Raw genomic sequence first — 23,884 nt, 5'->3', positions numbered from 1 at the left:
CACGGCGGCCACGCAGGCGCGCGCTGAGTCGTTCTTCCAGATCGAAGCCGGCATCGGCGCCACTTCGGCGACCAAACTCGGCGATGGTATGTATTACTCGCGAGGCTTCTCACACGACACCCCGAACGGCAGCTATGGAGGTCGCATCGGCATCGTCATGAACGCCATCGACGCGCGGCCGCGCTCGTTCATGCCAGGGCTTCGCCTCCACCTCGACTATTACAACTTCGGCAAGGTCAAATGGTCATCGACGAATCCGCAGGACGCTGCCGACTTCGACGGCACGGGAACAACGGGCGGCTACAACGCTACGACCCAGACGTGCAACGATGACAACTGCGGCGCGATGCGCCGCTTCGATTCGACAGGAGGCATCCAGGCGATTGCGCTCACGCTTGAACCATTCTGGGATCTGGGCTCAAGCTGGCAGTTTGGAGTGGAGATCGGCCCTGCGCTCTATCGAAGCACGTGGACGAGTGTCGCGACAGCCCTCTCAGATGGCCGCTTCGGCCCGATAGGCACGCAGGAGACGTTAATGCACAGCCCGCACATGCAACTCGGCGCGCTCGCTGGCGCGTCGATCTCACGCGGGCCGTTTTCGGTGCGCTTGAATTACCTCTATGCGCCAGTCGGCAGCTCGACGGCGAAAAACGTGCCGTCGGGCATCAAGGGCGATTGGATGTTGAGTGCGAACTACACGTACTAACCTGACACGAGCCTTTTGATTGCGCGAATTGGCGCCGTGATTTTCCACGACGTCGATTCGCGAAGCGCTGCGTTCTCACGCGTCAGGCGCTCGTTCTCGGCCTTAAGTCTGGCAAGCTGTTCAACCTCATCGCGGCGCGCCTTCGGTAACACGGGCTCGAACACGATCTTGCGAACGTCCGGGTTTTCAAGGTGCTGCCACGACGCATGCGGGCCACCCATTTCGAAAATCGATTCCCACGTTCTGAAGGCGTGATAGATACCGCGCTCGCGAAACATTTTGCCTTTGGGGTCGCGACGGCGCGGTGCGTCCTGATAGAAAACGTGCGTGAAGCCAAGTTCTTTCAGGATCTCGTACATCGCTTGCGGGTTTGGTCCCCACCAGTTCGAACCGTCGCCGTTCAGCACGGTCCCCGGGTAGAAGATCATGCCGGGTCGATCGGAATCCAGCATGTCCTGCCATGTCTCCACGATCAGCGTGTTCTTTGCGCACTGGCTGATCTGGCGCAGCAAATGCACGGGGTTGATCAGGTGATAGAACACGCCGGAGAACAGCACGATATCGAACTGGCCTACCGACTGCGGATTGATTTCAGGCACGTCGATGTCGAGCGCATCGATATCCAGCTGGAGCAAGCTGCGTGCGAGATCAAAGGTTTCACGGCCCTTGAACTGCGCGTTATTCCAGCAGTAATGATCCGTAGCCAATACGCGATCACAGCCGCGGCGTTTTGCTTCAAATGAGAAAGCGCCGTTCCATGCGCCGATATCCAGAAGCGATCTACCGTGCATATTTATCCCATCATAAAGTGCACGGGCTTGCTCATTGATATAGGCAATATTACCGCCGCCTTTAGAGGCGACGCCGTCGCCAAAATCTATTGAGTGATGCCAGTAAAACCCATCAACAATCCGTTGTCGCTCTTCTTTTGATGCGTTCTGAATATTTTCGTATTCAACGGTAGACATAGTTAGGATCGTAAAGATTGGCGTTGCCGGATATTACACCAATCGACCGACTCTTAAATTAGTCGCCGGGGGCAATCAAACCTGTCAAAGCGGCCCATTCTCCCTGCGCGGTATAGTACGCCGTATATCGCGCGTCGCTCGATAGAATTGAGTCCTGATATGGCCACACCTCGGTCGAATTGCCTGGTCCTGCGAATACACCATTCACAGTCGCTTTCGTTGCGTCCGTAAAACTCACATAGAGCGTGCTCGCCATATATTCCTCAGATCGTGAAGCCGCGAAGGCTGACATTGAACGTGCCACCACTACTTACACTACCGGTGTAATAAAGCGTCTGTGCCGTCGCCATCGGCAACTCCCAAGGGTCGAGCACTGCTCCCCCTGCCACCGTGTAACCAGCTGTGAGCGATTGCGCGGCGACGCCAGACGCCGAATTAAGATAGCTGGAAAACTGCTGAGCAGCAGTTGCGCTAGTTGCGCCAATCAAACCAAATGCGGTCTTGGCGTTGATCGGAATAACCGTCGCGCCAGACAGGGTGACCTGTGCCGTTGATCCACTAGTCGAACTGAGAATCGAAACGGGCGATAGAAACCAGAATTTTCGGTCTTTCTGATACCCGGCGACGAACTGGCCGCTGCTATTCGTTGGCCACACGCTTACAAGGCAGCTCGCCGTATAGCCACTCGGCATGTTTGCGCCGCCATACACATTCGGTGCAGCAGCGCTCGTCGCGTTCGTCGCCAGCAACGCGGCAGAGCCGGTCGACAGAGAACCTGCAGCGACTGTCTGCGATGCCGAAACCGTATAGGTTCCGATGCCGCCGGTTCCAGTACCGAGCGCAGTGATCTTAGTGCCAGGCGCGGCACCTTGGACATATTGCCCAACCGCCAGCGCGCCAGACACGACACTGGATACCGTCAACGTTGTACCGCTGATCGATCCATAAAACATCGAAACCAGCGGATTGTAGATCGCGTAAAGCGCAACAAAGCCGGATGCGGGTGCCGAGCCAGTGTCCATCGCTCCGGCGCCAGTGGACGCCAAATTGCATGACGCGCTTAGCGACGGTATGCAATAGCGGATCCCGCCCAATGCACTCTCAACGATGACCTCGTCCGCGGTCAAAGTGCCCGATGCTGATGCAGTCGAAATTGTCATCGCAAAATTGCGCGCGTCGCCCACGACGCCAGCGACTTGGCTCATTTGCGGCGCATGCGTTGGCTGGGTAGCTGGCGCAACCTGTTGTGCGCCGCCAGCGCACTCCATCAGTACGCAAATCGGGTTGCCGCTGTTCACCCCCGTGATCGTCGAGCGCATCAAAAACGCGGTCCCACCAGCAAACAACTCGCCATTAGCGAGAGGCAGAAGTCCCAGCCCGTAGATCGGGATAGCGGGCAGTCCATCCGGTGCGTAGGTCGATTGTCCGGTGTTCGAATGTGCGATTTTCACCGCCTGCATCGTGCCGTCCACCCATGTCGCGGCGACAAGCGGCGTAGCGTTGACGGCGGCATAGGCGTTCACAATTCCTACGTCCGCGAGAACCGAGTTCTTTTTGAAAAGCGCCTTAATTGCTGCGACGATCTGACCGTTGTTCGTCCTGTCCGGTGTGATCCCGGCAGACGTCAGAATCGCGATCAATTCCTCCTGAATCGCGTTGTACTGATACGAGGGCCAACGCGTAGCCGGAATATTCGAAGCCGGATTACCGTCGGTCGCATATTGGGCCGTTCCGGTGGTAGGCGCGGTGTCGGCTTGCGCCGCCGCGACCGAGTTCGATGCAATGAGTCGATCCATGTTCGGTCAGTCCGAATATGAGAAGTTGAGGATAGTGTGCGCGGGCATGATTCGCTCGAGCTCGCACTGCAGGACGTTATTTCCCCACGATGCAAACGGCGTCCCGAATGAGCCGCCGAACGAGAGGTAGTTGATGGAGAACGTCGGGGCGTTGATTTCCCAGGCGAATGCCCAGTCGTCGCCTCCGAACGGCATGCCGAACGCCATGCCGAACTGAGCCGGTACGTATTGCGTGATGGTGATTGCGTAGCCGATCGCCTTCGCGACCGCCGTGTAGTAGGCGATCGACTGGCCACCGGTGGCGGTAAAGCGCCCCACCACCTGCGCGACGCGCTGTTCGGTCGTCGGCGCTTCTCCCGCACATGGGTCTGGCAACCCGAGCGTCGACTCCCATTCCGGCAAGAGTTCGTAAGTCGAGCTGGGAAAAGCATCGACGAGCAGGTTATTGGCGCGGGCATTGAGCCGCTCAAAGGCAGGTGTGAAAGTTCCTAGCGTCTTGACCTGTGAGGTTTCGCTGTCACGCGGCCAGACGCGACCTCGCGGCAAATGCGCAAGCAGCGCGCGCAGATAATCTGCGGCGCTGTAGTTGGGTGCGAGCATAGATCAGGAGGGGTAGGTGACCGTGCCGAGCACAGGCAACTGCCCCGCGCCCATCGTGATATTCGCATTCGGTGTCAGCGTCGTTGTAACGCCAGCGACCGTGCTCGTTACGCCGGTGATGAGGTATCCGCTGGTTCCCGATACGGAGTTGACTGCGCCCGTTAGCTCCGACCAGTCGATAGTGCCCTTCGGCTCCCCGTCACGGAAAAATATATCGGATAACGCACTGTTCACAGAAGCCTGCGTCGTACTATCCGTGATTCCTGTGACCGTGAAACTGATTGAGTTCTTGATCGGCGAGCACGCATACACGAGAGCCGTAACCGGCTGCTCGCTGACGATGGTGTCTGCGACCGTCAACTGGTCGCCGGTCGCGACAACGCCACGCGGAAGCCCGTCAGGCCCCTCGTCGTTCTGCGAGACGCCGTTAGTGCCCTGCGGAAATCCCGCATAAGCGGACTCAGCATCATCCATCATGAAATAAAGAACGACTGTTCCGACGCCAAAACCATTCGGCTGCACCCATGCCCGCGTAACGCCGCTGATGTCGGTCGCCCACTTTACATAGTCGCCCTGAGCGCCGCCCTGCGGTGGATCCTGATACGCGTCCATCACACGCGTCCAGTAGGCGCTTTGCGTCTCGACGTCGGCTCCTGTCGTCACAGTGGACGTTACTGAACCGGTCGAAGGTACGCCGGCGATCGCCGACGTCAAGGTCATAGACGTACCGTCGTCGCAATTGCCAGCGCTGCCCGCCACCGACGCCGTCACCGCCACGGTAACTGTCCCGTCGCTTGCCACCTCAGCAGCAGAATTGACTGTATAGAGCGTGTTGTCTTGCCGCGAGATGCTCGATCCCGCAGCGATGGATCTGCCAGGCGTAGCACCAGTAAATTCGACCTCCCCAACCCACGCCACAGCTGCTTTCAGATACACGCTCTTCAGCGCTCCCCACCCTGCCAGATATTCGTTTTCAGACGTCCATGGCACGGCTTGCTTCGCGATCCAGTCGAGGTAGCCATAGACGCCCCAGACAAGAGCAGCCAGCGCAGCGCCAACAATCTTGAGGACAGCTTTCGAGAGGAATGCGAGGATCGAACCGAGGCCCGTCTGGATATCACTCCAGATCTGCGTGCGCAGCTCGGTCAATGTCGGTCTGGTATACGGCATTAGCTAGTTCCCCACGCCCAGTCATAAGTGCGCGCTGCACTGCCGTCAGGCGGCCACGCGACGATTGAAGAACCGATCATGTTTTTTCGCGTTCCGAGTTGCCGCCATTGGACAACTACATCGAAACGAGCCACCACGCCGTCGTCGACGAGCCACTGGATAGCCTCAACGATGTAGTCGTAGGCGTCTTGAAGAGTGGAATCGAGTGGCGCCTTGCGCCGCGCGAGCAACCAGAGACGCGATCCAGTGGGACGCGTGTCACTATCGCTGCCGTCGTCCCCCCACCAGCCGCGCCGATCCGTCGATCCATCAGGAATCACGTCGTCGCTCGCGGCCTCGCGGTCACTGAACATGCTGAACAGGAGCGCAGTTTCCAGGTCATCGCCCGTCGCGATGTCGTTTGCAAGAAGTTGCCAGTCGCCGCGCCCGTTAGCGGCGTCCCAATAGATCTTGATGTCGCTCATTCGGTCACCGTTGGCGTGCCCGTACTGATATTGCTGAGGCCTGTTTGGATGTTCGCAATCGGGTGTTGGTGCGAGTCGTAGATCTCGCGATCGGCGGCCATACTACGGCCGGTCGAATCACAGTTGTCTACGATGTCGCCAGTACATTCAAACCGCGGCGTTACGGCACGAATCTTGGTTGCAGCGTTGATCGTCACGACCGTCGCGTTGTCGATCTCGACTGGCTGACCGTTCGCCGCGACCTTGATGCCGCCACTTGCCGTGAGATAGATCTGCTTCCCATCCTGCGTGAAGATGACAGTCTCGCCGGCGGCAAGATCTCGCGGGCGCGATGCCTGGTGATTGACGCCCACGATGACACCATTACTCCGATCGCCACCAACAAACACCATTGCGACGTCGCTCTCCTTCGGCGGTACCGAGCTGAAACCGAAGTCGTGCACGACTGGCACACGGTCTATCGTTTCAAGAGAGTTGACGGTGACCTGGCTCATCTGTACTGGACCAGAGTCGTCTATGAGGTTGACGCGGGCACGTCCGATCAGATTCAGGATGCGGCGCGCGGCGCGATCGAGGAATTGCCGGCTCACTGTTGCCCCCCCAACGCGCTTCCATCGACGAATGCGGGCTGCAACGCAATCGGCTCTGGCGAATAGCCACTCGGATCCATGATGACGAGCTCCGCGGTAGTGCCAGATTCCGCGTTACGCCGATACGATACTTCGCCAATCAGCCACGTCTTTTTTGAGATTTTGAGCTTCGGAATGTCTACAAATACCAACGTGTTAGGCGTCCAGAGAACACCTCCAGAGTCGCGCCAGCTATCCACTGTGACCGAAATCACAGCGGCGCGACCAGCGCGCCGGTTCATCTCCCAGACGGCTCTGCGACGCGCCAGATCCATGAACCCCTGCACTGCTTCAGCGACGATATAACGCTCACGCACGCGCTTGACGTTTGGATCGCTCACAGTCGCAACCATGTTCGCGCCGATACCTGCGTCTGTGAACGACAGCACCGATTGAGCGAAGCATGTGTAATTCGAGAATCGCTCGGTCGAGGAAAAAAGCACGGATGCAGCCTGAACGTTCGCGCCTTGCACAATCCCGCCGGTCGCACGCGTTCCATCAGTACCAGATTGAGCCCGCGCGAGTTTGAGCGACCCGTCCGGTTGGTCATAGACCAGCAACTGGCTGTAGCGGCTCACGCGCTCAATAATTTCGAAGGGCGTTTCACCGATGAAAACGTTGAATTGGGGGATCGAAACCAGATCTGATATGTCGCAGCTGACACTGATGCCGTAGTGCGCCGCGAGCTTTGTCGCAACGTCGAGTGCGGATGTCCCGCTGATTTGCCCGTTCGGCCAAACAGCGGAGCAGTCTACGAGATCCTCGCACTTGCTGCGTCCCGCTACGCGCACGGTATGACCAGCCTTCGATATCGCGGGCTCGTATGTATCGACGTAGCCGGTCAGCACAAGGTCGGCGCCCAGATCGATGAGGCATTCGTCGCCCGTCTGCACCACGACCTCGGTCACCTCATTCTGTTCGATCTGCTCTTCGGTAAGCCCGATGTCGAAATCAGAGACGCATCGTTCGATGCCGCGCGTCACCCGTATGTCGGTCCAACCAGTAATCGTCTGATTGCCGACGCTTAAATACAGTTCGTCGTCCATCGATCATTCCGCCAGCGCCTGGAACGTCGAAGGCATGAAAAGAGGATGCACAGGTGCGATCTGCTGTACGAGCTGGTCCGCGCGCGATGCGTCGCCATAGATCCGATGCGCGAGCACAAGCGCCGGCAGCGTGGTGCCGAACGACATCGTCGCGAGCGACGCAAGGTCGGCTGCTCGCGCCTGCAGGTCGGCGACTACAGCGCTGCGCATCGAGCGCAGCGCTGTATAGCTATTGTCGTCAGAAGCGTCTCCTGCAATCTCGATCTCGTCGTCGAGCAGGGACGTGACGGTCGACATCATCGATACCGCGTCGTCATATGACGACGGCTGGTAGATGGCGACCGTCTGAGCAAGCTGTGCGATCGCCGCGCGTCGCAGGAGCGCTGATGTCGCGGTAGAAGTCGTCGACATTGCTGTGCCAATCGCCGAGTCGGTGAAAGTCCCTGTCGGAGTGAACGAAGACAGATTGATCAGAGAGCGGATAGCATCGCTGGGGCCCGACATCGTCGCTGCCAGAGCAACGACATACGCCTGCGCGGCCGTATTGAGCGATGCAGCATCCGAAGGGTTCGCAGCAGCTTTCTGTAGCGCCGTGCTGGCTTGCGAAACAGCGGCGCGCGCCGTCGCGTCGTTGTTCAAAAGATCGGCAGCCGTCGTGCTCGACGACGCGGTTTGGTTCGAACCGCTGTATCCGGAATTACCGGCTCCGAAAAAGCGGCCAAAATTGCCGACAAGAGTACTCGCGGTGTTCGCGAAACGCCGCACGTCGTTGACGACGGATACACCGAGCTGTACCCAGCTCACCGCGACCCCAACGGCGGTCTGTACCACCGCTGCGCCTTCCTCGATCGCAGATGCAGCCGACTTAACGAAATCCAGCTCGGCGCCGACGCCAAGATCATCGGCGACTTCATCGAGCAGCGATTTTGTATCGGTCGTCGACGACGTCTGCGACTGCACGCCGTTGCGCATGAATGTGAAGCGCACGACGATGACGCGCCCGTGCTCGACACTCTCGCCAGCCTCGGCATCCAAACAGGCGACGTTGTCGATCCGGCCAAACGTCGGATGCACGAGCGTCTGGTTACCGCCTTCGCATACGTCAACCAGTCTGTCGCGCTGAACGATGACCGCGCCGCCGCCATATACACGGCTATTCTCGATCAGAAAACCAAAGATCTGGAAGCGACGCGGCAGCTTGCCCAGCGTTTCAATCCACGCGTCGTCACGGAACGGGTATTCGTGCACAGCGTTGCGCGTGCCGAAACGAGTGCTGGTGCTTACCACGGCGAATGGCACTCCGCCATACGATGCCTGCCGCAGCGATCCCCACCATGAATTGGCCGAAGCACCGGTAAGCAACGACGCGAGCTGGCTTGTCGCCGATGCGACACCTCCGATGCTGCCAGCGAGGTTTGTCAGACTTGCAACGCTCATATTGCCGGTTCCATGAGTGCGGATTCGCCCACGTTCGCCGAAGCGGTCGTGTTGCCCGTCGTTTTGACGGTCGCGCGCGTTCCTTGCGGCGCGTTCGGCATGTCGATATGCACGTGCACGCTGCCATTTGTCGTCTGCGAAACGCTCTGGTCGACGGCGACGGCGTCCGCAGCGCGACGTGACGCCTCGCCTTCGGTGTCCGCCGGACGTTCGTACAGCCTCGACACGACATCGCCGGCCTGCGCCGCAGTAGTAGCTTGCGCGAGTGCATCGCCGGCCTTTTTTTCCGCGCCCTGCCGCATCTCGTAGTCAATGAATTGCAGCTGCTGATCGAGCGTGGAGTTTCGAATGTCGATGCCGAAGCGCTTCCGAAAGGCTTCCTGCCGGTCAGCGTGCCATTGGCCAATGCCGTATGCGGTACCGTTGTCGCCGCTCGCGTTCGGGTCATAGCCGCTCTCGCGGAAAATGTTCGAAGCGATGCCGGATGCCTGCGCTTGCGACCACCCCATGTCCTTGAAACGCTGAACAATTGCGGGCGTCTTATCGCTGTCCGCAGCACTTTTAACGAAAAGGCTACGAATTGAACGGAACAGGCGGCCACCCAAACCGCCGTCTGCGGGCGCCGCAGTATTGGGCGTAGCTACGCCACCGGCGATCGCGTCGGCAACGCGCTGGTCGCGCTGATCCTTCGTTTCGTCCGGCAGTTGATGAATGCTTTTATCAAGCGCCTGCGCACGCTCGCGTTCTGCGATATAGCCGCCAGCAGCGATGACAGCCGCCCCGCCCGGGGCCGTCGTTGATGCGATTGTCGTCAGCAGGGCAACGAGCCGCACGGCGCGCGCAATCAGCGTCGTGATGCTTGCGATGGGTCCCGCAAAGGTTATCGCCGCAATGGCTGCCCCAATCGTTTGTACGCCACCGAGCGAGTCAACGAAGCTTCCAACCTCATCAGCTTTCTTGGACCAGTCAGTCGTCTCGATCCAGTTCGCGATCTTGGGCCCATATTCGTTCGCAATCGGCACCATCTCGTCTGCGACTTTGCCCAATGCCGGCGCTAGTGAGGAGCCGATGGAATTTTTCAGCTTATCGACGCTCGCATCGAGACCGACGATGGACTCGTTATAGCGCTCGCCCTGGGCAATCTGCTCGGGCGTCATCACCGCATTGAGTTTCTGGAACTTCGCGATATAGGCGTCGATCGCCTTGCCGCCTTTCCCAAGCAGCGGACCCAGATCCCCAACGCCGAAGATCTCCAGAAATTTCTGACGTGCTTGAGTATTCGATATCTTCGACGCCGCATTCGCGACGTCGTGCAGCGCGCGCGCCGTATCAATCGAACCATCGCGCAGACGATGAATTCCGATGCCCTTATCAGCGAGCACGCCGGCTACGAAGGTGTCGCGGCCGGCGGAAGCATCCTCGAATGCGTTGCCGACAGACTTCAGGCCGTTCGTCATTGCCTCACTGGAGACGCCAGCCAGGCGCGCTGCGCCCTGATACTCCTGCAGCTCCGTCGTGCCCATTCCGATGCTATAGGCAGTGTTGCGGATCTGTACCGCGCTACGGCCCCAACTCGTCGCAAAGGCCACGACGCCTGCGACCGTTGCGGCGCCGGTAAGCGCCGCCACTGGAGGCGCCAGTGACGCGACACGGCGCGCAGATTCGGTCGCGAAAATGCCGACCTTCTCAATGCTCCGGCCGAGCTTGTCCATCCCCGTTTCTTTGGCGAACGCGGAGACGGACGCCTTGACGTCGCCGATCGGCTTCGTGATCTTAGCGACCGCCTTATTCACGTTCTGCGCGACCGCAGTTGCTCGGTCAACAGCAGTGATCGTGATCGAAAAGACGTTGGCCATCAGGAAGCTCCCTTAAGACGCATGGCTTGCTCAAACCAATAATTGAACTTCCGCAGCGTCATGCGACCGGCGTCGTCGGGCCCCCATCGCCAGAAGTGAGTGACGTCTGCGCGTCGGTCCCCGAGGTCGCGCCAGACTGCGGGGGCTCCCAGGTAAAACCCGACAGGTACGCCGTCGCCTCCTCGTAGTCCGTTTTCGACATCTGACGTGCGATAAGCAGCGGCACCCCCGCCACCATCGCAACAAGAGCCGCATTCGAGGCATACGCACTGCCTTGCACCTGAACGCTGCGGTCGAGCTCGTCGACCGTCGGCTCGCGCAGCGTGAGTGAGTCGTAAGTCTTCGTGTCGCCCTTGATCGTGACGGGCTTGCGGAGAATGAGAATTTTCGTGTCGTCCATGTTTAGCTCGTGGTGGTTTCAGTAACGCAACCGGTCGGCCCCTCGAGACGCACGTCGAACTTCGCGTCTTCGGAATCGACCTCTTGCTCTTCTACGGACCACATGTCGCGCCCGATGACGGTCTTGCCGTTAGCGAGCTGCGCCACGCAGGTGACGTCGGTCCAGTCGTTGACCGATGCGACCTCAAGGCCGCCCCAGTCGCGAAGGTTGAAAGAGATGTACGGCGGCGATGGCTTTTCCTTGTAGCCGTGCACGCTGTCCATGCCAGAAAGCGATTCACGCTTTTTGCTGCCTGGCTTGTACTTAAAGTCGCCCGTGACCATATACGTCGTGCCGTCGACGGTCAGCGACGCAGTGCCGGCGAGCAGTCCGGTGGGAGAAGGCATTGCAGGTCTCCAGAAAAAAGGAGCGCGCCGCATAGCGGCGCATCAAAGGATGTGCTCGCGCGATCAGCTCGAGGTCGTCGGAACGATGTTCGAGAACTGCATCAGCAGCGCAAAGACGCGCAGCTGATCGATGAGAATCGCGGGATAGAGGACGTCGACGCGGTTCGGATTCGTGCTGTTCTGCTGCACGATGAGGCCTTGCGCGAATACGCTGCTGCCCTGCACGTAGCCGTTTTCTTCCATCGTCTGATACTGCGCGATGAGGTCGGCGCGAATGGTGGACGGCGTGACAACGTTCGTGCCGGCGACGACGCGCGTGCCGTTCGCGGCGAGCTTTTTGCGCGCGTATTTCGTCGTAACGACCGACTTCAGTTGGCGCAGCACATATGCGAGCGTGTTGAGCGTTTCGACCTCGAGATAACTGTCGTCAGCGTCGCCAAACGAGTTTTTCTGGTAGGTCGTGATCGCGTTCTCGATCGCGCACGTACCGTCATCGGCAACCGAAAACGTCGAGATGCCGTCGTACAACAACGTGTTGCGATCGGTCAGTTGAAAGCGCAATTCCAGCGGAGGCGCTTGCATGCCATCCAACGTGACCGTCTGCATCGGGAGTGCTGGGTCGGCCCGAGCTGATACTGCGGCAGCGGCGGCGTAGATCGCGGAGATCACCCAGTTCGGCGTCGGTGACCCGTTGAAGCCCATGATCGACATGTGCTCGTCATTGCGCGTGACGCCGAATGTCGTGAGGGTTCCGAGCGTTCCACGATAGGCGCCATAAGCCCCACCATAGAGCTGCTGGCTCCAACTCCAGCGACCCGTCGAAGTGCTCAGAAACGACTTGATCGCATCGAGCGAGGTGCTGTCCGTGTAAGGGAACGCGATGAAATCGAACGTCTGGTCGCCGAGATTCGCCAATGCATCTGTGACATCGGGGGCGACGAGCCCACCTGCCATGGCGGTTATCGTCACGGCCATGCCCGTCGGGGTCGACTCGCCGGCTGCGATACCGCCGTAGTTCAGTTGCAGGTCGATGTCATTGCCGGCGAGTCCCTTATTCTTCGCCGTGAAGTTGACCTTCGTTGTGGTCGTTGCGTCGACAGCTGCGGTGACGGGCAGGTCGGGAAGCGTGCCGATCTGTGCGACAAGCGCCGTCGCAATCTGGGCTGCGGTCATCGTGGATGTCACGACGAGGGAAACGACTTGGCCTGCGATATACAACGAGAGAACACCAGTAGTCGTCGGCACGCTCGTCACGTTCAGCGAACCGGAGGCAGCGACCGACGACGCACCGTCGGCCAGCGGCAAATACCACACTTCGCCGAACGAGTCGCGATTGCGATATGCGGCGGTCATAAGGGCAAGCATTGAGCCCTGACCGCCTACTGACTTCGCATCGCTGACGCCTTGGCAGATCTGCGGGCGTCCGGGGGTACCGGTCCCCGAAGAAAGAATCTGGCCGATGATCAGCGCACGCTGGGTCTGCTGACCTGTGTTCGCCTTGCTCGGGTCGAGATCCGCGTAGAAAAGCGGAACCCGAAGGTTCTGCGGGATGTTAGGGAAAGAGAGATCGCCCATTCGATGGCTCCGGTGACGATGTCGCCGCCCAAAAAGAAAAACCCCGCAGAAGCGGGGCTCACGGGCAGCGCGACTGTCGTGTTAGCTCAAGGTCTTTTCGGTGGCCGTGGCTTTCGATGCGGTATCGGCCTGCGTCGTCGAAGCGCGAACGGCATCACCATCGCGCAGGCGTCGGCGCCAGTACAAGTCGTTGTCGTCGACCAGCATGCCGGCATCCGGAACAACGGTCGTCTTGACGCCGTCGACCGGCGCCGACGAAAGCAGTTGCTTTGTAACCGGATCGCGCAACAAAACGCCCGGGGCGGGTTTCACGTACATGGAAAGCTCCTATGGCGCCAGCGCGCCGCTCAGGTCTGTGGAAGATCGATCGTGAGGCCCGGCTCGGTCGTGTGGTCCGGCATTTCGTAGGTCACGTCAACGCCTTCAAGCGGCGTAGTAGGCGGCTGGAAGAAGTCATCGGGGCCTTGCACATGCTCCATTTCGACATCGAGCGTCATTTCACCGATGGGCGACTGCCCTTCACGGTTCACGCTGATCGAAGACCTGAACGCTGGAAACTGTTGCAGCAAGGTCATGATCGGCGGGTAGTTGATGAGCGCCGCTTTGGCCTGCTCACGGATCGTTTCGAGCTGCTCCTCGACGTTGGCCGCCGCGGCGTCGTCAGCAAGCGCTGCGGCTTGTGCTCGCGCCGTGACGCGTAACGTAGTCACGACCGTGAATGCCGGTGCGCCTTGCCGCCCCCAGCTCTCGCCATGCTCGTCGGGCGTTTGCACGAGTAGCATCGGATACTTACCATCCCACGTCGCCCACGTGCGCGGCGAATAGACATTCGATCCAGCGGCGGTCGCGCCTGCGACAGTCAATCCCTGAACTGCCAGTTCGCGTAAGTTGCGTGAAGTGGTCATTGCTTGCCCAGATCGATATATGCCCAGCCTAGGCCGTCGACCGCTACATCCTTGACGACGTACGCAACACCACCAATCTGAAAGCGGTCGCTCTGAACAGGTACGGGCGCGTTCAGCGCTGAGAATTGAGACGTCTGAGCGCCGAGCGTCGCAACCGTGATATTGGCGTCCGGCTCGCCGTCAGCATCGAAGATGTGATCGGTGATCTGCGTAAAAACCCCCGTGATGCCCGGGAAGCTCCCACCGGCTTTCGGTAAAAAGACGATGGGAGTTTCGTCGCCCAACGTCGCGCTGATCGCGTCATTGAGCGTACCGTCGAAGTCGATCACGCTCAGTTGCCTGCGCGGCCGCGCTGCAGAACCTCCGGACGCGTGCAGATGTGCAGCGGGTACGAATATCCTTCCATCTTCCACCACGCATTGCGATCGCGGTCGAAGATCGGGATCAGATAGCTCTGCTTGCCCGGCGTGTTGACCCATTCGAACGATTCGCCCGGCGCGAGTGCGCGACGGAAGATTCCAGGCGCCCCGATCGGGAAAAACTTGACCTTGTCGTCCGGCACCTTGAGCGTCGAGTTATCGTCGGAACCACGATAGTTCAGCCAGTTGATACCGGCATACGGAAAGACATCGAACGCAGCGCCCTGACGGTCGTCGCGAAGGTCGGCGGCAGCTGACCAGTTCATGAACGTTTTCACGACGTCGACGTGATTGACGAATGAGTCGTAAAAGGCGTCGCCGCACAGTGCAAAGACGCGCGTGCTCTGCGTGAATGCACCTTGCGCCTTACGCGCCATTGAACGGCGGATCCGGTTGCAGATAGGACGCAGCGTGAATTCTTCATTGGCAGACAGGTTGAACGGCACTTCGTCCGGTTCTTCGATACCGAATTCGTCGAACCAGTTAAAGATAATCGAGCCGTCCTTGTCGATCAGCATGCCCTGCACGGCAGCCAGCCTATGGAACTCCCACGTGTACTCGATGTTTCGCAGGATGCCCGTAGGGCCGTTCAGACGACGCGCCACTTCGTCCTGAACCTGCATGAGCTCAGACTCCGAACCGAACGCCCGAATGTTCTGGATTTCGTTCGCATAGATCGTGTCGTCGTGCAGCAGACGCGGCACGTCGAAGTAGCGCGCCTGGCGGCGTTCCGTCACGCGCTGCGTACCTTCCGCGCCGCGCGTCGACGTCGGAATGATGATCAGTTGACCTTGACGTTGCTCGACGGCGAGTGCCGTCGTGCGGATGGGGTCATCCTCGAAAATATTCAGTTCACCGAGCCCCGTCGGCTGGAACGGATATTTGTCGATCGCTGCAGTGAGCTGGATGGTGGAAAACGGGTCCTGGTGGAAAACGTCCAAGCTGGCCATTATTGGCTCCAAAAAAATAATGGCCGCTTTCGCGGCCAAAAGGACATCGAATGAAACTGACTGGCTACGATCAGCGCGAGATCACGCCGAGCGCGGTAAGTTGCGCGGTCGCGGCAGCGATCTGCGCGGCGGTCGCTGCGGTCGGCCAGATCAGTTCGGCCGCGTTGACCTCCGCGTCACGGATCACCACGGTGCCCTGCTTGTCCGCGAGCGTGACGTCGACGGTGTTGAACGAAATCGCCGCCGCGGTCTGCGTGCCGTCGGTGGCACTCGGGTTCAACGGTTCGTACACACCGGTGATTGCGATGACCTCGATATCGAACGTGTCACCGACCACGAAGTCCGTCGCGCCGTCCGCGATCACGAACTTGATCTGATTGCTGAAGGCTGCGCCAACGGCTACCGTCCCCAGCACGTTGTGAGCAGGATCGGTGACTTGAAACGTGCCACCGTTTGCTGCGGCAGCAGTGCACACCGCGGTATAGACACCTAGTTGCGCGCCGGTCAGCGTCGGAGTGGTTGCGTCGGGCGTAATCGCGCCGTTGCCGGTATTGCCATCGGCTGCGGCAGCCGAGACGACGCCGCCGGCCTTGTATCCGAGCACCTGCCCGGCGAGCACGACGACGGCGCCAGCCAGCGTGACCATTTCGCGCGAGCGGTGACCGCGCGATTCGGATACCAGAAAGCCGCCGTTATGGCGGTTCTCGATGAGAGGGGTCTGAGCCATGATTCGAGTCCTGTTAAGTTGGAATGGTGCGGCGCTTCGACTTAGCGACCACGCGCTTTGCCGAAAGCGCGATCCCAGCCGGCCTGAATCGTGTGCTCGCGCGATGCGCTCTGCTCGCCGCCAGCACCGAGATTCGGATTTCGACGCGCTCCGACGCTGCCCTGCGGCGCAGGCGTTTCGTTCAGCACCTTGAGTGCTTGCTTGCGCGTCATGTTCGTGTTGAATGCGAGGTTGGCGGCAAGCACCGGATTGCGCCCAGCCGCCTTGCTGCCGAAGATCGCCGCACAGCGCGCGCGTTCGCGACGACGGCCGCGAGCAGCTGCGCTCTTACCGCGCATCTCCTCCTCGTCATCATCGTCGTCCTCGGCACGATCTCCATCGTCGTCGTCGTCATCGTCATCGTCGCCCGATGCCGCAGCACGCTTGCCCTTCTTGCCCTTCCCGCTGTTGTCGTCGCGGTCGTCGTCATCATCGTCGCCGCCCTGGTCGTCGCCTTCGGCGCGCGAGCCTTTCTTGCTGTCGCCGTCGTCGCGGTTCTGACCGTCGTCGTCGTCGTTGTCGTCGTCGCCTTCGGCACGCTTGCCCTTCTTGCCCTTCCCGCTGTTGTCGTCGCGGTCGTTGCGATCGTCGTTTTCTTCGGCGCGCGCCGAGCGCGTCGATACCTTGGCGAGGTGGCCGAACGAGAGACCCGCGCGGCCCATCATGTTGCGGAGCACGTTACTCATGAGTGTTTCCTGATGGTTGGTTAAATCAGCCGAGCTCAGCGAGCAGGCTGGCAAGTGCTTCGTCCGGCGCCATGACAGCGTCGGCGAAACCAACCTCGACGCCAGCGGCGCCGAGGAACGTGCCGGCCTGCGTGCTGCGCACGCGGGCGGCGGTGAGATTGCGGTTGCGCGCAACCGTATCGACGAACAGCTCTCCCATCGCATCGACGTCGGCCTGCAGACGTGCGCGAACTTCTTTCGAGAGCGGGGAGTACTCGTTACCGTCGGCTTTGCGATCGCCGTAGTGAATGAGCGTCACGTCGATCCCGGTCTGCGAAAGCGCCTTCGAGAAATCGACATGCATACAGATAACGCCCACGCTGCCCGTGCCGCCCGTGCGCGGTACGATGATGCGATCCGTGGCGCTCGCGATCGCGTATGCAGCCGAGTAGGCGCTCTCGGTCAGGATCGACCAGATGGGTTTTTCGCCGCGTGCCGAGTAGATGGCGTCGGTGAGATCGAAACAGCCCGCGACTTCGCCGCCGGGTGAGTCGACGTCGAGCATGATCGCGCGCACGCCCGGGTCCTCAAGTGCAAGGCTTAACAGCGCACGAACGCCGTCATAACCAGTCATGCCTGACCACGGATGCAGGGTGCCGAGCTTCTGCACTAGCGTGCCCTGCACCGAAATCCGCGCAACGCCCTCGAATACTTCGTAGGGACGCGACTCGACGGGCTCCTCGTCCGCATCCATGTCGTCGAGGAACGCACGTGCGCCGCCGCCGGCCAGCGCAATGATGTCGCCGTCCGGACGAAACAACTGCGCGATGCCGAGGCGGTCCGCCAGCGCCGCGATGACGATCTCGGCCTTGTGTGGAGTGATGGCGAGCGGCACGTTGAAAAGTCGTGTCGCGAGATGCGGGAAATTCATGCTGCCTCGGGCGGGGGAAGAGGTTCGTCAGAACGCGTCGCGACTTCGGCGCCGCCCCATTCGGGAAGCGGAATATTCTTGTCGCGGAATCGCTGGATTTCGTAGGCGCGCTGGTCGATCAACTCTTCGGAGTCGAAGCCCTGCTCGGCCGCTTCCTGCTCGAGCGTCGTGAGCGCAGCGTCCATTTTCAGGATTGCTCCCTGCGGCTCCTTCACCGGATCCACCCAGCCGCGCGCAGGGCCAAGCCACGAGCACGCTGCGTATGCTGTTTCAGCTTCGAGAAAGTCGGGAGCTCCATTCGGCATCGGCAGCTCGCCACGCTCCATTTCTTCGCGCAGCCAAACGGCGTACATGGGCGTGGCAGTGCCCGCCGAAAACTCCAGGCGGCGGCGCACGAGCGTCTTCCAACTCTCTAGCAGTGCGCCGCGTGCGCTGGAATACGTCGTGCGCGTCCAGTCACCGGTCATCTGCTCGGTGGAAATCCCAAGCTGGGTCGAAATTGCACCGAGCATCTCGTGCGCGAAATCAACGAAGCCGCTGTGCGGGTGCGCAGCGGCCACCGTCTTGATGTCTTCGCCGGGCGCGAGCGCTGGGATGCGCGACCCGTTGAACATCGCTGGCCGCTGGTCGTTCCAGTTCGCACGCAGCGACTGATAGAAGCCGAGCTCACGATCGTCGCCGAGGGCTTCCTGCACCTCGCTCGGATCGTATGGGCTCGTCACGTAAGTGCCGATCGCAGCCGCAATCGCAGCTGCCTGCAGCTCGATGCCGTAATACCGTGCGAGCATCTTCGCGTGAGCGAGCACCGGAGCGAACACGCTCACCCCGCGATTCTGGCCCGCGCGGTCATGCTCGAAATCGTGGATAACGCGGCGCCAGCCGTCTTCGTCTTCGCGCTCTACGCGCTCCCACTCCATGCTCTCGACGGAGTTGTACCAGTCGTTTTGATGCGCCCGCCGAATGTGATATGCGAGCGGAACGCCGTTGTCGTCGATCTCAACTCCGCCGCGCAGGTGGCGCGTATCGACCATCTGCATTGGGTTAGAGAGGCGGTCGGGGTCAACGACGAGATACGCGGTCGCATAACGCGCGGCGCCACGTCCGACGCGCTCCGGCATCCAGTAATTAACGACGAGGCTCTCGCCGTCAATCAACTTGTGGCGCAACGCAAGCCGCATCTGCTGTGAAACGGTGAGCTGGCGACCGACATCGTTGTACCGGCCGAGATCGTTCGCGAAGATGCGCCAGCGCGCTTCAACTTCGCTGCGGAATTCGGCGGCCCATTGGACGTCGAAAGACGCACCGCTCAGATAGCGCAATGCGCGATAGTCGGGCTTCGCCATCAAGCGCAGCGCAGCGCCGACAGTGTTATCGAGGATGCGGGTAACGCCACCCGATGAGCGGCCGTCATTGCGGATCTGGTCGCGCGCACGCGCCACCATGCGATCGCGGAACTGCGTTATTTCCGCATCTGGCGAGCGAATCCACGGCAGCCACGCGCCCATCTCCTGCGTCTGCCAGTCAGCGGCTTCGTACGGGAAATACCAGCGTCCAACGCCACTGGAGAGCGGCATGCCGTTCGGATAGTCGGCGCGCGCGCGACGCAGCGGCTGCCCGCGCAAATCGACGATTACCGGATTTTTGCTCATTAGAATAGCGGCCGAATGTAGCGGCGACGATTGACGCGCAGCGCCGGGTTCAACGCGAGCTGCAGGTCGGCGATCCACATGCGCAACGACGCCATGTCGGTTTGCTGAAACGTCGCGCTGCGCGAACCGCCGCCCTGAGCGTAGGCGATCGACACCACTTTCTTGCCGCTGCGCAGGTCTGCGTAAGCCTGCTGCGCATCGGCGAGCATCTTCTGCAGCTGTACGGTGCTGAGCCCGAAGAGCGGCGACGTTGGATCGAGTGTGGCCATCGCTATCTGAACTTGAGAACTGCGGATTGCTTCGCCTTCGGCGCCGCGGGGCCCGGGGCCGGTGAGGTCGGCGGCGAGCTTGGAGGTCCAGCGAGGAGAGACGTGTTCTTGTCCCAGGGTGCCGCCCACAGAGGCGGCTTGTCCCAATCGATCTGCGATAACCCGTGAAGGTGCGCGATCATGTGCGTGCCGACCATCTGGTCGAGCGCTTCGTTGCGCCGACTCGAAACGATCTTTTCCCACCGGCCGTTTTTCTGCCGCGTCTCCGCAGTGAGCTGCTCGAACCAAACGTGAGGTTCTTCGGGAGACCGTAGCTCGTAGGGGAAATGCACGTACCAGTTACCGGGCTCGGCGCCCTGAAGCTGCCCAGCGAGATCGTCCTTAAAGCTGTTCGGATTGAACTGCGCCACTGGAACCGCACCGCGGGCGGCCGCCTTGTTTGCCTGCCGTGTCGTGTCTGGATACGTCACGACCAGTCGCGGCGCTTCGAGCGTTTTTGCGCCCTTGGTCGGGATTACTGTCCACGCATCGCGGCCCGCGATCTTGCCGATAAGCCGCACGCGCTTCTCGTTCTTGCGCCAGCGTTTCCACGCGGCATACGCCTGCTGGGTCACGCCAGGTGATCCACCGCTGTCAAACCCGAGGGCGCGGATCGGCATGTGCCGACCACTGCCGTCAGCGAGCGGATATGTGCGTGCGATCAGTTCGAGCAGCTGATCCCAGTCCTCTGCCGACGTTGCCGGATCGGCTGGTATGCGGCCGCGATCGACAACCCAGCTCTCACCGCCCACGCCGAAACCGCGCACCAGCCAGTCGAAGCTCGCGATCTGGATGTCGACGAAGGCCGTCATGAACCGGACACCTTCAGAGACCTTTGCCAGCTTCAGATCCGGCTCGGCACGGTCCGCCAGCACGTTGGCATCGATCGAACCCACGCCGCGTTTTGGCGCGTAGGGAAATCCGAACTGCTTGACGGTCACCTGGCGAAGTGTCAGGTCATCACCGCTCACTTCTAGCTCGCGTTCAGCTTTCACCTTTGCGCGCGCAAGGCCGCCGATGCCGCCGAGGATGAACGGAGACATCGCGCCGACGATCCAGAATCCCGCGCTCTTGCGCGCTACCAGATCGCCGCTCACGGCGCCCTCTTGCGAGATCTCCTGCCCATCTCCGATCCAGCCACCAAAAGGTGATCGATAGGCCGCGAGATTCATCGCGCGACGATGTCGATCCTCAATCAGACAACCGTTGACCGGGCACAGCAAACGCGCCTCACGCTCGATATCGTCGAGCGTGCCATCCTCCGGGTAATGCAAATCCATGAACCGAGGAGCGGTCGGGATCGGGCTCGACCACGCACCGCACTCCGGGCATGGCCAGTACCAGATACGGCGATCGCTGTCGCCGTACATCGCCATAATCCCCGCACTCCAATCGCGCTCTGGGATCAGGCCGCGCGCACGGTCCGGGTGGCTCATGGCGAGCAGCATCGACTGGCGTCCGAACGTCTGACGCCGGATGTCCAATACGGCCTTGATGTCACCCAGCGACTCGGGGTATGCGTCGACCTCGTCGGCAACGATGCGGGGCGCCGACTTGTTGATTACGTTGTTCGGGGACGCCGAGAGAAACTCGACACGCATGCCGGTGAAGCGCTTGAAGTGCAGCGAGTCGTCTACCGGACGCGATCCCAACTGCATCGACATCTCTGCGTGGCCATCGATCTGCGTGTTAATCCGGCTCTTAACGAATGCTTCGAGACCGGGATCGGTCTGCATATACCAGAGCATGTCGCCCGGGTCGTTTGCGACCGACTTCAGCATCCAGTTCTGCGCTACCTCAGTCTTGCCAGACTGCCCTGGACCAACCACGACTGTGGTCAGATAGTCCAGGCGCGTGAGGGTCTCCATCGGCGCCACGAGGTACGGCGCTTTCTCGTGATGCCAGCGGCCGACGTAGCCGCCGCCCTGATTCGTCAGGCGGCGATTTAGCGCTGCGTACTGAGCAACCGTCTCGCGCGCCGGTGGCACGAACGCAGCGAGCGCCTCGCGCGTGATCTGGTACGGGTCGGCGTACGCGCTTTCAAGCATCTGGACCTAGCAACACTTTCAGCTCATCGACCATCGTCGTACGCAGGTCGTCGGTCAGTTCGCGAATCACGTCGGCATTCTCCTCTGGGAGGCCGAGCTTCTCGACGACCTGATCCGCCAGGCGGTCCATACCCTTGCCAAGGTGAACCAGCATTTTCGTGATCACCTGCCGCATGACCTCGGCCTGCACCAGCTCGCCGCGATCGCGGCGCAGCTTGTCTTCGAGGATCTCGGCCTGAACCATGTCGCGCCGTTGGCGCGCGGTCTGCTCCCCACTGTGTACGACTGGCTCGACGCCCGCCGGCGGTACGACAGTGAACTTCGCGCCCGGGTACGGATTTGCGTCCGCCGACGCTGCGGCGCGTGTTGGTGCCGGACGTGCAGCTGAAACGCCGCCGGCGAGATACGCCTTGACCGCCGCAAGATCAAATTCCCATCCGCCAGCGCGCGTGCCGCGCTTTGCGATCGGAAACGCTTCGTCGCCATCGAGACGGCGATCCAGCTTCGGGCGCGTCCATCCCAGCGCATCGCACAAGGCCGCTTTCCCGATCACGCCATCCGTATCGGCCGGTGTAACGCCTGCCGGTGTAACGTCCGCCGCCTTCGACCGCGCTTTCGCGCCACGCTGCGTTACACCCGCATCGCTAGGCGCGGCGCGCCTTTGAGCCGCATTTGATGCCGCCATAGCGTGTAACGTGTAACGTGTTTTTTTCGGTCAAAGGAACGGGAAAAACGGGCGCGCGCAATGCCCGCGTAATAAGGATCTCCCGGAAGGACCCGCCCGGCCCCCGGGGGGCCTTCGGGAGAGCCTCCGGGTGACCTTCCTTTTCAGCGCCGGGCGGTCTTCATGGCCTCGGAGAGCGCCGTGGCCATGTCGCGATCTATCCATTGCTGGATGGTGCGCCTCGCTTGGACGCCCCAATCGAGGTGCTTCTTGACCGGCAATGCATCGCCGAAGCGGATCAACAGCTTCAGCTTGCCGCGGCCGCCATTCTGCGTCGCATCCAGCTTGTTCAACTTGCCGAGCTTCTTGCCGCGCGCGTTGATCAGACTGACGCGCTTCGTGTTGGTCGGGCGCTGCCACACCCCATTGATCGTCTCGCCGGATGCAGTCTTGACCTCACCGATGAAAATATCGGGGCGCCCCTTCAGCGCGGCGAGCGTATTGCGCGGCAGCTGCCCATACTGGTTCAGCCGAATGTTCTTCGGGTTGAGCAGCGCCCGGCTGTTGAGTTTGTGCACACCGCCGGTCTCGAACGGCTCGAGATAGCTAGCGGCGATGTCCTTCATATAGACGACTGCCGTCGGGGCGCCTTTCTTTGCGCGCTGCACGCCGACAGAGTTGCGCGTGAACGGTGACGGATTGGTCAGCGTATCCGCGAGGTTTTGCTTTTCTACTTCGGCGACGCGCTGCGCGGTCTTGTTGATGCCCTGCGCGATCGCGAAAGGCACCTGCTTCTGAATGAAGTCGTTGAGGCCGCGAGCCAAATCACGTGCATTCGATGTGACCCGGATCGTCATCAGGCCGGCCATGCCGCCGATCTCACGCCTGCGTCCGGCTCGCTCGAAAAGAACGGCACCGCGGGCAATTGAAGCGAGTCGCGGCCAAGAGGGAAGACCTGCACAGCGATTTCGGTTGGCTCTTCGTCAAAGACGGCAATACATATACCGACCGTCGCGTTCGCAAAGAACGGCGCACGCACCATAACGCTCGCACCGAGACGCGGCGAAGTAGCCTTGGACTTCGGTCTGTTCATTGCTTCACTCGCAAACGTTACGCCCAGGGTTTACGACATCGTTGAATTCAGCCTACCAATCCTTACATACGCGGAAGGCGCTCCGGGGGGCCGGGCGCCGATCACCATACGCATGAAGGAAAAACAATGGCCATTTACTTCGTCGGATACGATCTGACCAAAAAGCCGTTTCAGAATTACGAGAATCTGATTGCCGCAATCAAGGGTTATGAGGTCTATTGGGGAAACTTGGATTCCACATGGCTCATTTCGACCAATCACACCGCAGAACAAATTCGCAACAATCTCGTTCAACATATCCACAAAGATGACCGTCTGCTGGTCGCCAAAATCGCTCCGGAAGCAGCGTGGACGGATTCGTTTAGCGACACGGCAAAACAATGGCTCCGCAATGCCATCCCGGGCGCATAACCGAGTCGGAAAACGAAAAAGCCCGCGCGGCGGTAACCGTGC

At 60.6% G+C, this 23,884-nt stretch carries 26 protein-coding genes; 2 read left to right on the top strand and 24 right to left on the bottom strand.

Annotation, left to right across the window (positions count from 1 at the left end):
* The first annotated feature begins 157 nt into the window (after window positions 1-157).
* Window positions 158-706 (top strand): hypothetical protein, encoded by a 549-nt coding sequence (locus G3N59_RS01385; protein ID WP_205980681.1) that lies wholly within the window; start codon window positions 158-160, stop codon window positions 704-706.
* Here G3N59_RS01385 and G3N59_RS01380 read toward each other — a convergent pair.
* The 24 genes from G3N59_RS01380 to G3N59_RS01265 all read right to left on the bottom strand — a co-directional run bounded on the left by G3N59_RS01380 (window position 703) and on the right by G3N59_RS01265 (window position 23,207).
* A complete protein-coding gene (locus G3N59_RS01380) occupies window positions 703-1,674 on the bottom strand; it encodes a methyltransferase domain-containing protein (RefSeq protein WP_205980680.1) in 972 nt (323 codons plus the stop codon). The genes G3N59_RS01385 and G3N59_RS01380 overlap by 4 nt on opposite strands.
* 263 nt (window positions 1,675-1,937) lie before the next feature.
* Window positions 1,938-3,470, bottom strand: coding sequence for a hypothetical protein (locus tag G3N59_RS01375; protein ID WP_205981083.1), 1,533 nt, complete (start codon window positions 3,468-3,470; stop codon window positions 1,938-1,940).
* Window positions 3,471-3,476: 6 nt separating this feature from the next.
* Window positions 3,477-4,070, bottom strand: a complete 594-nt coding sequence (locus G3N59_RS01370; protein ID WP_205980679.1) for a putative phage tail protein — start codon at window positions 4,068-4,070, stop codon at window positions 3,477-3,479.
* A 3-nt stretch (window positions 4,071-4,073) separates the two neighbouring features.
* On the bottom strand, window positions 4,074-5,219 hold the full coding sequence (locus tag G3N59_RS01365; RefSeq protein WP_241023112.1) for a baseplate J/gp47 family protein: 1,146 nt from the start codon (window positions 5,217-5,219) through the stop codon (window positions 4,074-4,076).
* A 20-nt stretch (window positions 5,220-5,239) separates the two neighbouring features.
* A complete protein-coding gene (locus G3N59_RS01360) occupies window positions 5,240-5,704 on the bottom strand; it encodes a phage GP46 family protein (protein WP_205980677.1) in 465 nt (154 codons plus the stop codon).
* Entirely contained in the window at window positions 5,701-6,294 is a 594-nt protein-coding gene (locus tag G3N59_RS01355; protein WP_205980676.1) for a phage baseplate assembly protein V, read from the bottom strand. Before G3N59_RS01355 ends, G3N59_RS01360 begins: the two co-directional genes overlap by 4 nt.
* Entirely contained in the window at window positions 6,291-7,379 is a 1,089-nt protein-coding gene (locus G3N59_RS01350; protein ID WP_241023111.1) for a phage baseplate assembly protein, read from the bottom strand. The genes G3N59_RS01355 and G3N59_RS01350 overlap by 4 nt, the downstream gene beginning before the upstream one ends.
* A 3-nt stretch (window positions 7,380-7,382) precedes the next feature.
* Window positions 7,383-8,816: a DNA circularization N-terminal domain-containing protein gene (locus tag G3N59_RS01345; RefSeq protein WP_205980675.1), complete on the bottom strand. Its 1,434-nt coding sequence runs from the start codon at window positions 8,814-8,816 to the stop codon at window positions 7,383-7,385.
* Window positions 8,813-10,672, bottom strand: coding sequence for a phage tail tip lysozyme (locus tag G3N59_RS01340; protein WP_205980674.1), 1,860 nt, complete (start codon window positions 10,670-10,672; stop codon window positions 8,813-8,815). The genes G3N59_RS01345 and G3N59_RS01340 overlap by 4 nt, the downstream gene beginning before the upstream one ends.
* Window positions 10,673-10,730: 58 nt before the next feature.
* On the bottom strand, window positions 10,731-11,072 hold the full coding sequence (locus tag G3N59_RS01335; protein WP_205980673.1) for a phage tail assembly protein: 342 nt from the start codon (window positions 11,070-11,072) through the stop codon (window positions 10,731-10,733).
* A gap of 2 nt (window positions 11,073-11,074) precedes the next feature.
* On the bottom strand, window positions 11,075-11,458 hold the full coding sequence (locus G3N59_RS01330; protein ID WP_205980672.1) for a phage tail tube protein: 384 nt from the start codon (window positions 11,456-11,458) through the stop codon (window positions 11,075-11,077).
* A gap of 63 nt (window positions 11,459-11,521) precedes the next feature.
* A complete protein-coding gene (locus G3N59_RS01325; RefSeq protein ID WP_205980671.1) occupies window positions 11,522-13,033 on the bottom strand; it encodes a phage tail sheath subtilisin-like domain-containing protein in 1,512 nt (503 codons plus the stop codon).
* Between the two features lie 81 nt (window positions 13,034-13,114).
* A complete protein-coding gene (locus G3N59_RS01320) occupies window positions 13,115-13,351 on the bottom strand; it encodes a DUF2635 domain-containing protein (RefSeq protein WP_205980670.1) in 237 nt (78 codons plus the stop codon).
* Window positions 13,352-13,380: 29 nt separating this feature from the next.
* Window positions 13,381-13,938, bottom strand: coding sequence for an ABC transporter permease (locus G3N59_RS01315; RefSeq protein WP_205980669.1), 558 nt, complete (start codon window positions 13,936-13,938; stop codon window positions 13,381-13,383).
* Window positions 13,935-14,267: a hypothetical protein gene (locus G3N59_RS01310; protein WP_205980668.1), complete on the bottom strand. Its 333-nt coding sequence runs from the start codon at window positions 14,265-14,267 to the stop codon at window positions 13,935-13,937. The genes G3N59_RS01315 and G3N59_RS01310 overlap by 4 nt, the downstream gene beginning before the upstream one ends.
* A 2-nt stretch (window positions 14,268-14,269) precedes the next feature.
* On the bottom strand, window positions 14,270-15,307 hold the full coding sequence (locus G3N59_RS01305) for a major capsid protein (protein ID WP_205980667.1): 1,038 nt from the start codon (window positions 15,305-15,307) through the stop codon (window positions 14,270-14,272).
* A 70-nt stretch (window positions 15,308-15,377) separates the two neighbouring features.
* On the bottom strand, window positions 15,378-16,034 hold the full coding sequence (locus tag G3N59_RS01300; RefSeq protein ID WP_205980666.1) for a head decoration protein: 657 nt from the start codon (window positions 16,032-16,034) through the stop codon (window positions 15,378-15,380).
* A 41-nt stretch (window positions 16,035-16,075) separates the two neighbouring features.
* Window positions 16,076-16,852 carry a hypothetical protein gene (locus G3N59_RS01295; RefSeq protein WP_205980665.1) on the bottom strand — a complete coding sequence of 259 codons (777 nt, stop codon included), beginning with the start codon at window positions 16,850-16,852 and terminating at the stop codon, window positions 16,076-16,078.
* Complete coding sequence (locus G3N59_RS01290) at window positions 16,785-17,633, bottom strand: S49 family peptidase (protein WP_346777834.1); 849 nt, start codon at window positions 17,631-17,633, stop codon at window positions 16,785-16,787. The genes G3N59_RS01295 and G3N59_RS01290 overlap by 68 nt, the downstream gene beginning before the upstream one ends.
* 32 nt (window positions 17,634-17,665) lie before the next feature.
* The gene (locus G3N59_RS01285) at window positions 17,666-19,174 is read right to left on the bottom strand and encodes a phage portal protein (protein ID WP_241023110.1); all 1,509 of its coding nucleotides are present in this window, start codon (window positions 19,172-19,174) and stop codon (window positions 17,666-17,668) included.
* Between the two features lie 143 nt (window positions 19,175-19,317).
* Window positions 19,318-19,587 carry a gpW family head-tail joining protein gene (gene gpW, locus G3N59_RS01280; protein WP_205980662.1) on the bottom strand — a complete coding sequence of 90 codons (270 nt, stop codon included), beginning with the start codon at window positions 19,585-19,587 and terminating at the stop codon, window positions 19,318-19,320.
* Window positions 19,588-19,589: 2 nt separating this feature from the next.
* Window positions 19,590-21,674 (bottom strand): phage terminase large subunit family protein, encoded by a 2,085-nt coding sequence (locus tag G3N59_RS01275; protein ID WP_205980661.1) that lies wholly within the window; start codon window positions 21,672-21,674, stop codon window positions 19,590-19,592.
* Window positions 21,667-22,359, bottom strand: a complete 693-nt coding sequence (locus G3N59_RS01270) for a hypothetical protein (protein WP_205980660.1) — start codon at window positions 22,357-22,359, stop codon at window positions 21,667-21,669. Before G3N59_RS01270 ends, G3N59_RS01275 begins: the two co-directional genes overlap by 8 nt.
* Window positions 22,360-22,502: 143 nt before the next feature.
* Entirely contained in the window at window positions 22,503-23,207 is a 705-nt protein-coding gene (locus tag G3N59_RS01265; RefSeq protein ID WP_205980659.1) for a hypothetical protein, read from the bottom strand.
* Window positions 23,208-23,557: 350 nt separating this feature from the next.
* On the opposite strand from G3N59_RS01265, the gene G3N59_RS01260 reads away from it, so the two are divergent.
* Window positions 23,558-23,842, top strand: a complete 285-nt coding sequence (locus G3N59_RS01260; RefSeq protein ID WP_205980658.1) for a hypothetical protein — start codon at window positions 23,558-23,560, stop codon at window positions 23,840-23,842.
* The last annotated feature ends 42 nt before the right edge of the window (window positions 23,843-23,884 follow it).

This window comes from Paraburkholderia sp. Ac-20340 (assembly GCF_017104965.1).
Lineage (GTDB): Bacteria > Pseudomonadota > Gammaproteobacteria > Burkholderiales > Burkholderiaceae > Paraburkholderia.
This window is presented reverse-complemented; position numbering and strand designations above follow the sequence as displayed.

Coding starts and splice junctions, on each gene's coding strand:
- G3N59_RS01375 (WP_205981083.1), bottom strand. CDS start 3,470: ATGGATCGACTCATTGCATCGAACTCGGTCGCGGCGGCGCAAGCCGAC.
- G3N59_RS01320 (WP_205980670.1), bottom strand. CDS start 13,351: ATGTACGTGAAACCCGCCCCGGGCGTTTTGTTGCGCGATCCGGTTACA.
- gpW (WP_205980662.1), bottom strand. CDS start 19,587: ATGGCCACACTCGATCCAACGTCGCCGCTCTTCGGGCTCAGCACCGTA.
- G3N59_RS01305 (WP_205980667.1), bottom strand. CDS start 15,307: ATGGCCAGCTTGGACGTTTTCCACCAGGACCCGTTTTCCACCATCCAG.
- G3N59_RS01315 (WP_205980669.1), bottom strand. CDS start 13,938: ATGACCACTTCACGCAACTTACGCGAACTGGCAGTTCAGGGATTGACT.
- G3N59_RS01270 (WP_205980660.1), bottom strand. CDS start 22,359: ATGGCGGCATCAAATGCGGCTCAAAGGCGCGCCGCGCCTAGCGATGCG.
- G3N59_RS01370 (WP_205980679.1), bottom strand. CDS start 4,070: ATGCTCGCACCCAACTACAGCGCCGCAGATTATCTGCGCGCGCTGCTT.
- G3N59_RS01300 (WP_205980666.1), bottom strand. CDS start 16,034: ATGGCTCAGACCCCTCTCATCGAGAACCGCCATAACGGCGGCTTTCTG.
- G3N59_RS01340 (WP_205980674.1), bottom strand. CDS start 10,672: ATGGCCAACGTCTTTTCGATCACGATCACTGCTGTTGACCGAGCAACT.
- G3N59_RS01285 (WP_241023110.1), bottom strand. CDS start 19,174: ATGGGCGCGTGGCTGCCGTGGATTCGCTCGCCAGATGCGGAAATAACG.
- G3N59_RS01330 (WP_205980672.1), bottom strand. CDS start 11,458: ATGCCTTCTCCCACCGGACTGCTCGCCGGCACTGCGTCGCTGACCGTC.
- G3N59_RS01260 (WP_205980658.1), top strand. CDS start 23,558: ATGGCCATTTACTTCGTCGGATACGATCTGACCAAAAAGCCGTTTCAG.
- G3N59_RS01380 (WP_205980680.1), bottom strand. CDS start 1,674: ATGTCTACCGTTGAATACGAAAATATTCAGAACGCATCAAAAGAAGAG.
- G3N59_RS01345 (WP_205980675.1), bottom strand. CDS start 8,816: ATGAGCGTTGCAAGTCTGACAAACCTCGCTGGCAGCATCGGAGGTGTC.
- G3N59_RS01335 (WP_205980673.1), bottom strand. CDS start 11,072: ATGGACGACACGAAAATTCTCATTCTCCGCAAGCCCGTCACGATCAAG.
- G3N59_RS01275 (WP_205980661.1), bottom strand. CDS start 21,674: ATGCTTGAAAGCGCGTACGCCGACCCGTACCAGATCACGCGCGAGGCG.
- G3N59_RS01325 (WP_205980671.1), bottom strand. CDS start 13,033: ATGGGCGATCTCTCTTTCCCTAACATCCCGCAGAACCTTCGGGTTCCG.
- G3N59_RS01350 (WP_241023111.1), bottom strand. CDS start 7,379: ATGGACGACGAACTGTATTTAAGCGTCGGCAATCAGACGATTACTGGT.
- G3N59_RS01360 (WP_205980677.1), bottom strand. CDS start 5,704: ATGAGCGACATCAAGATCTATTGGGACGCCGCTAACGGGCGCGGCGAC.
- G3N59_RS01265 (WP_205980659.1), bottom strand. CDS start 23,207: ATGGCCGGCCTGATGACGATCCGGGTCACATCGAATGCACGTGATTTG.
- G3N59_RS01385 (WP_205980681.1), top strand. CDS start 158: ATGAACGCCATCGACGCGCGGCCGCGCTCGTTCATGCCAGGGCTTCGC.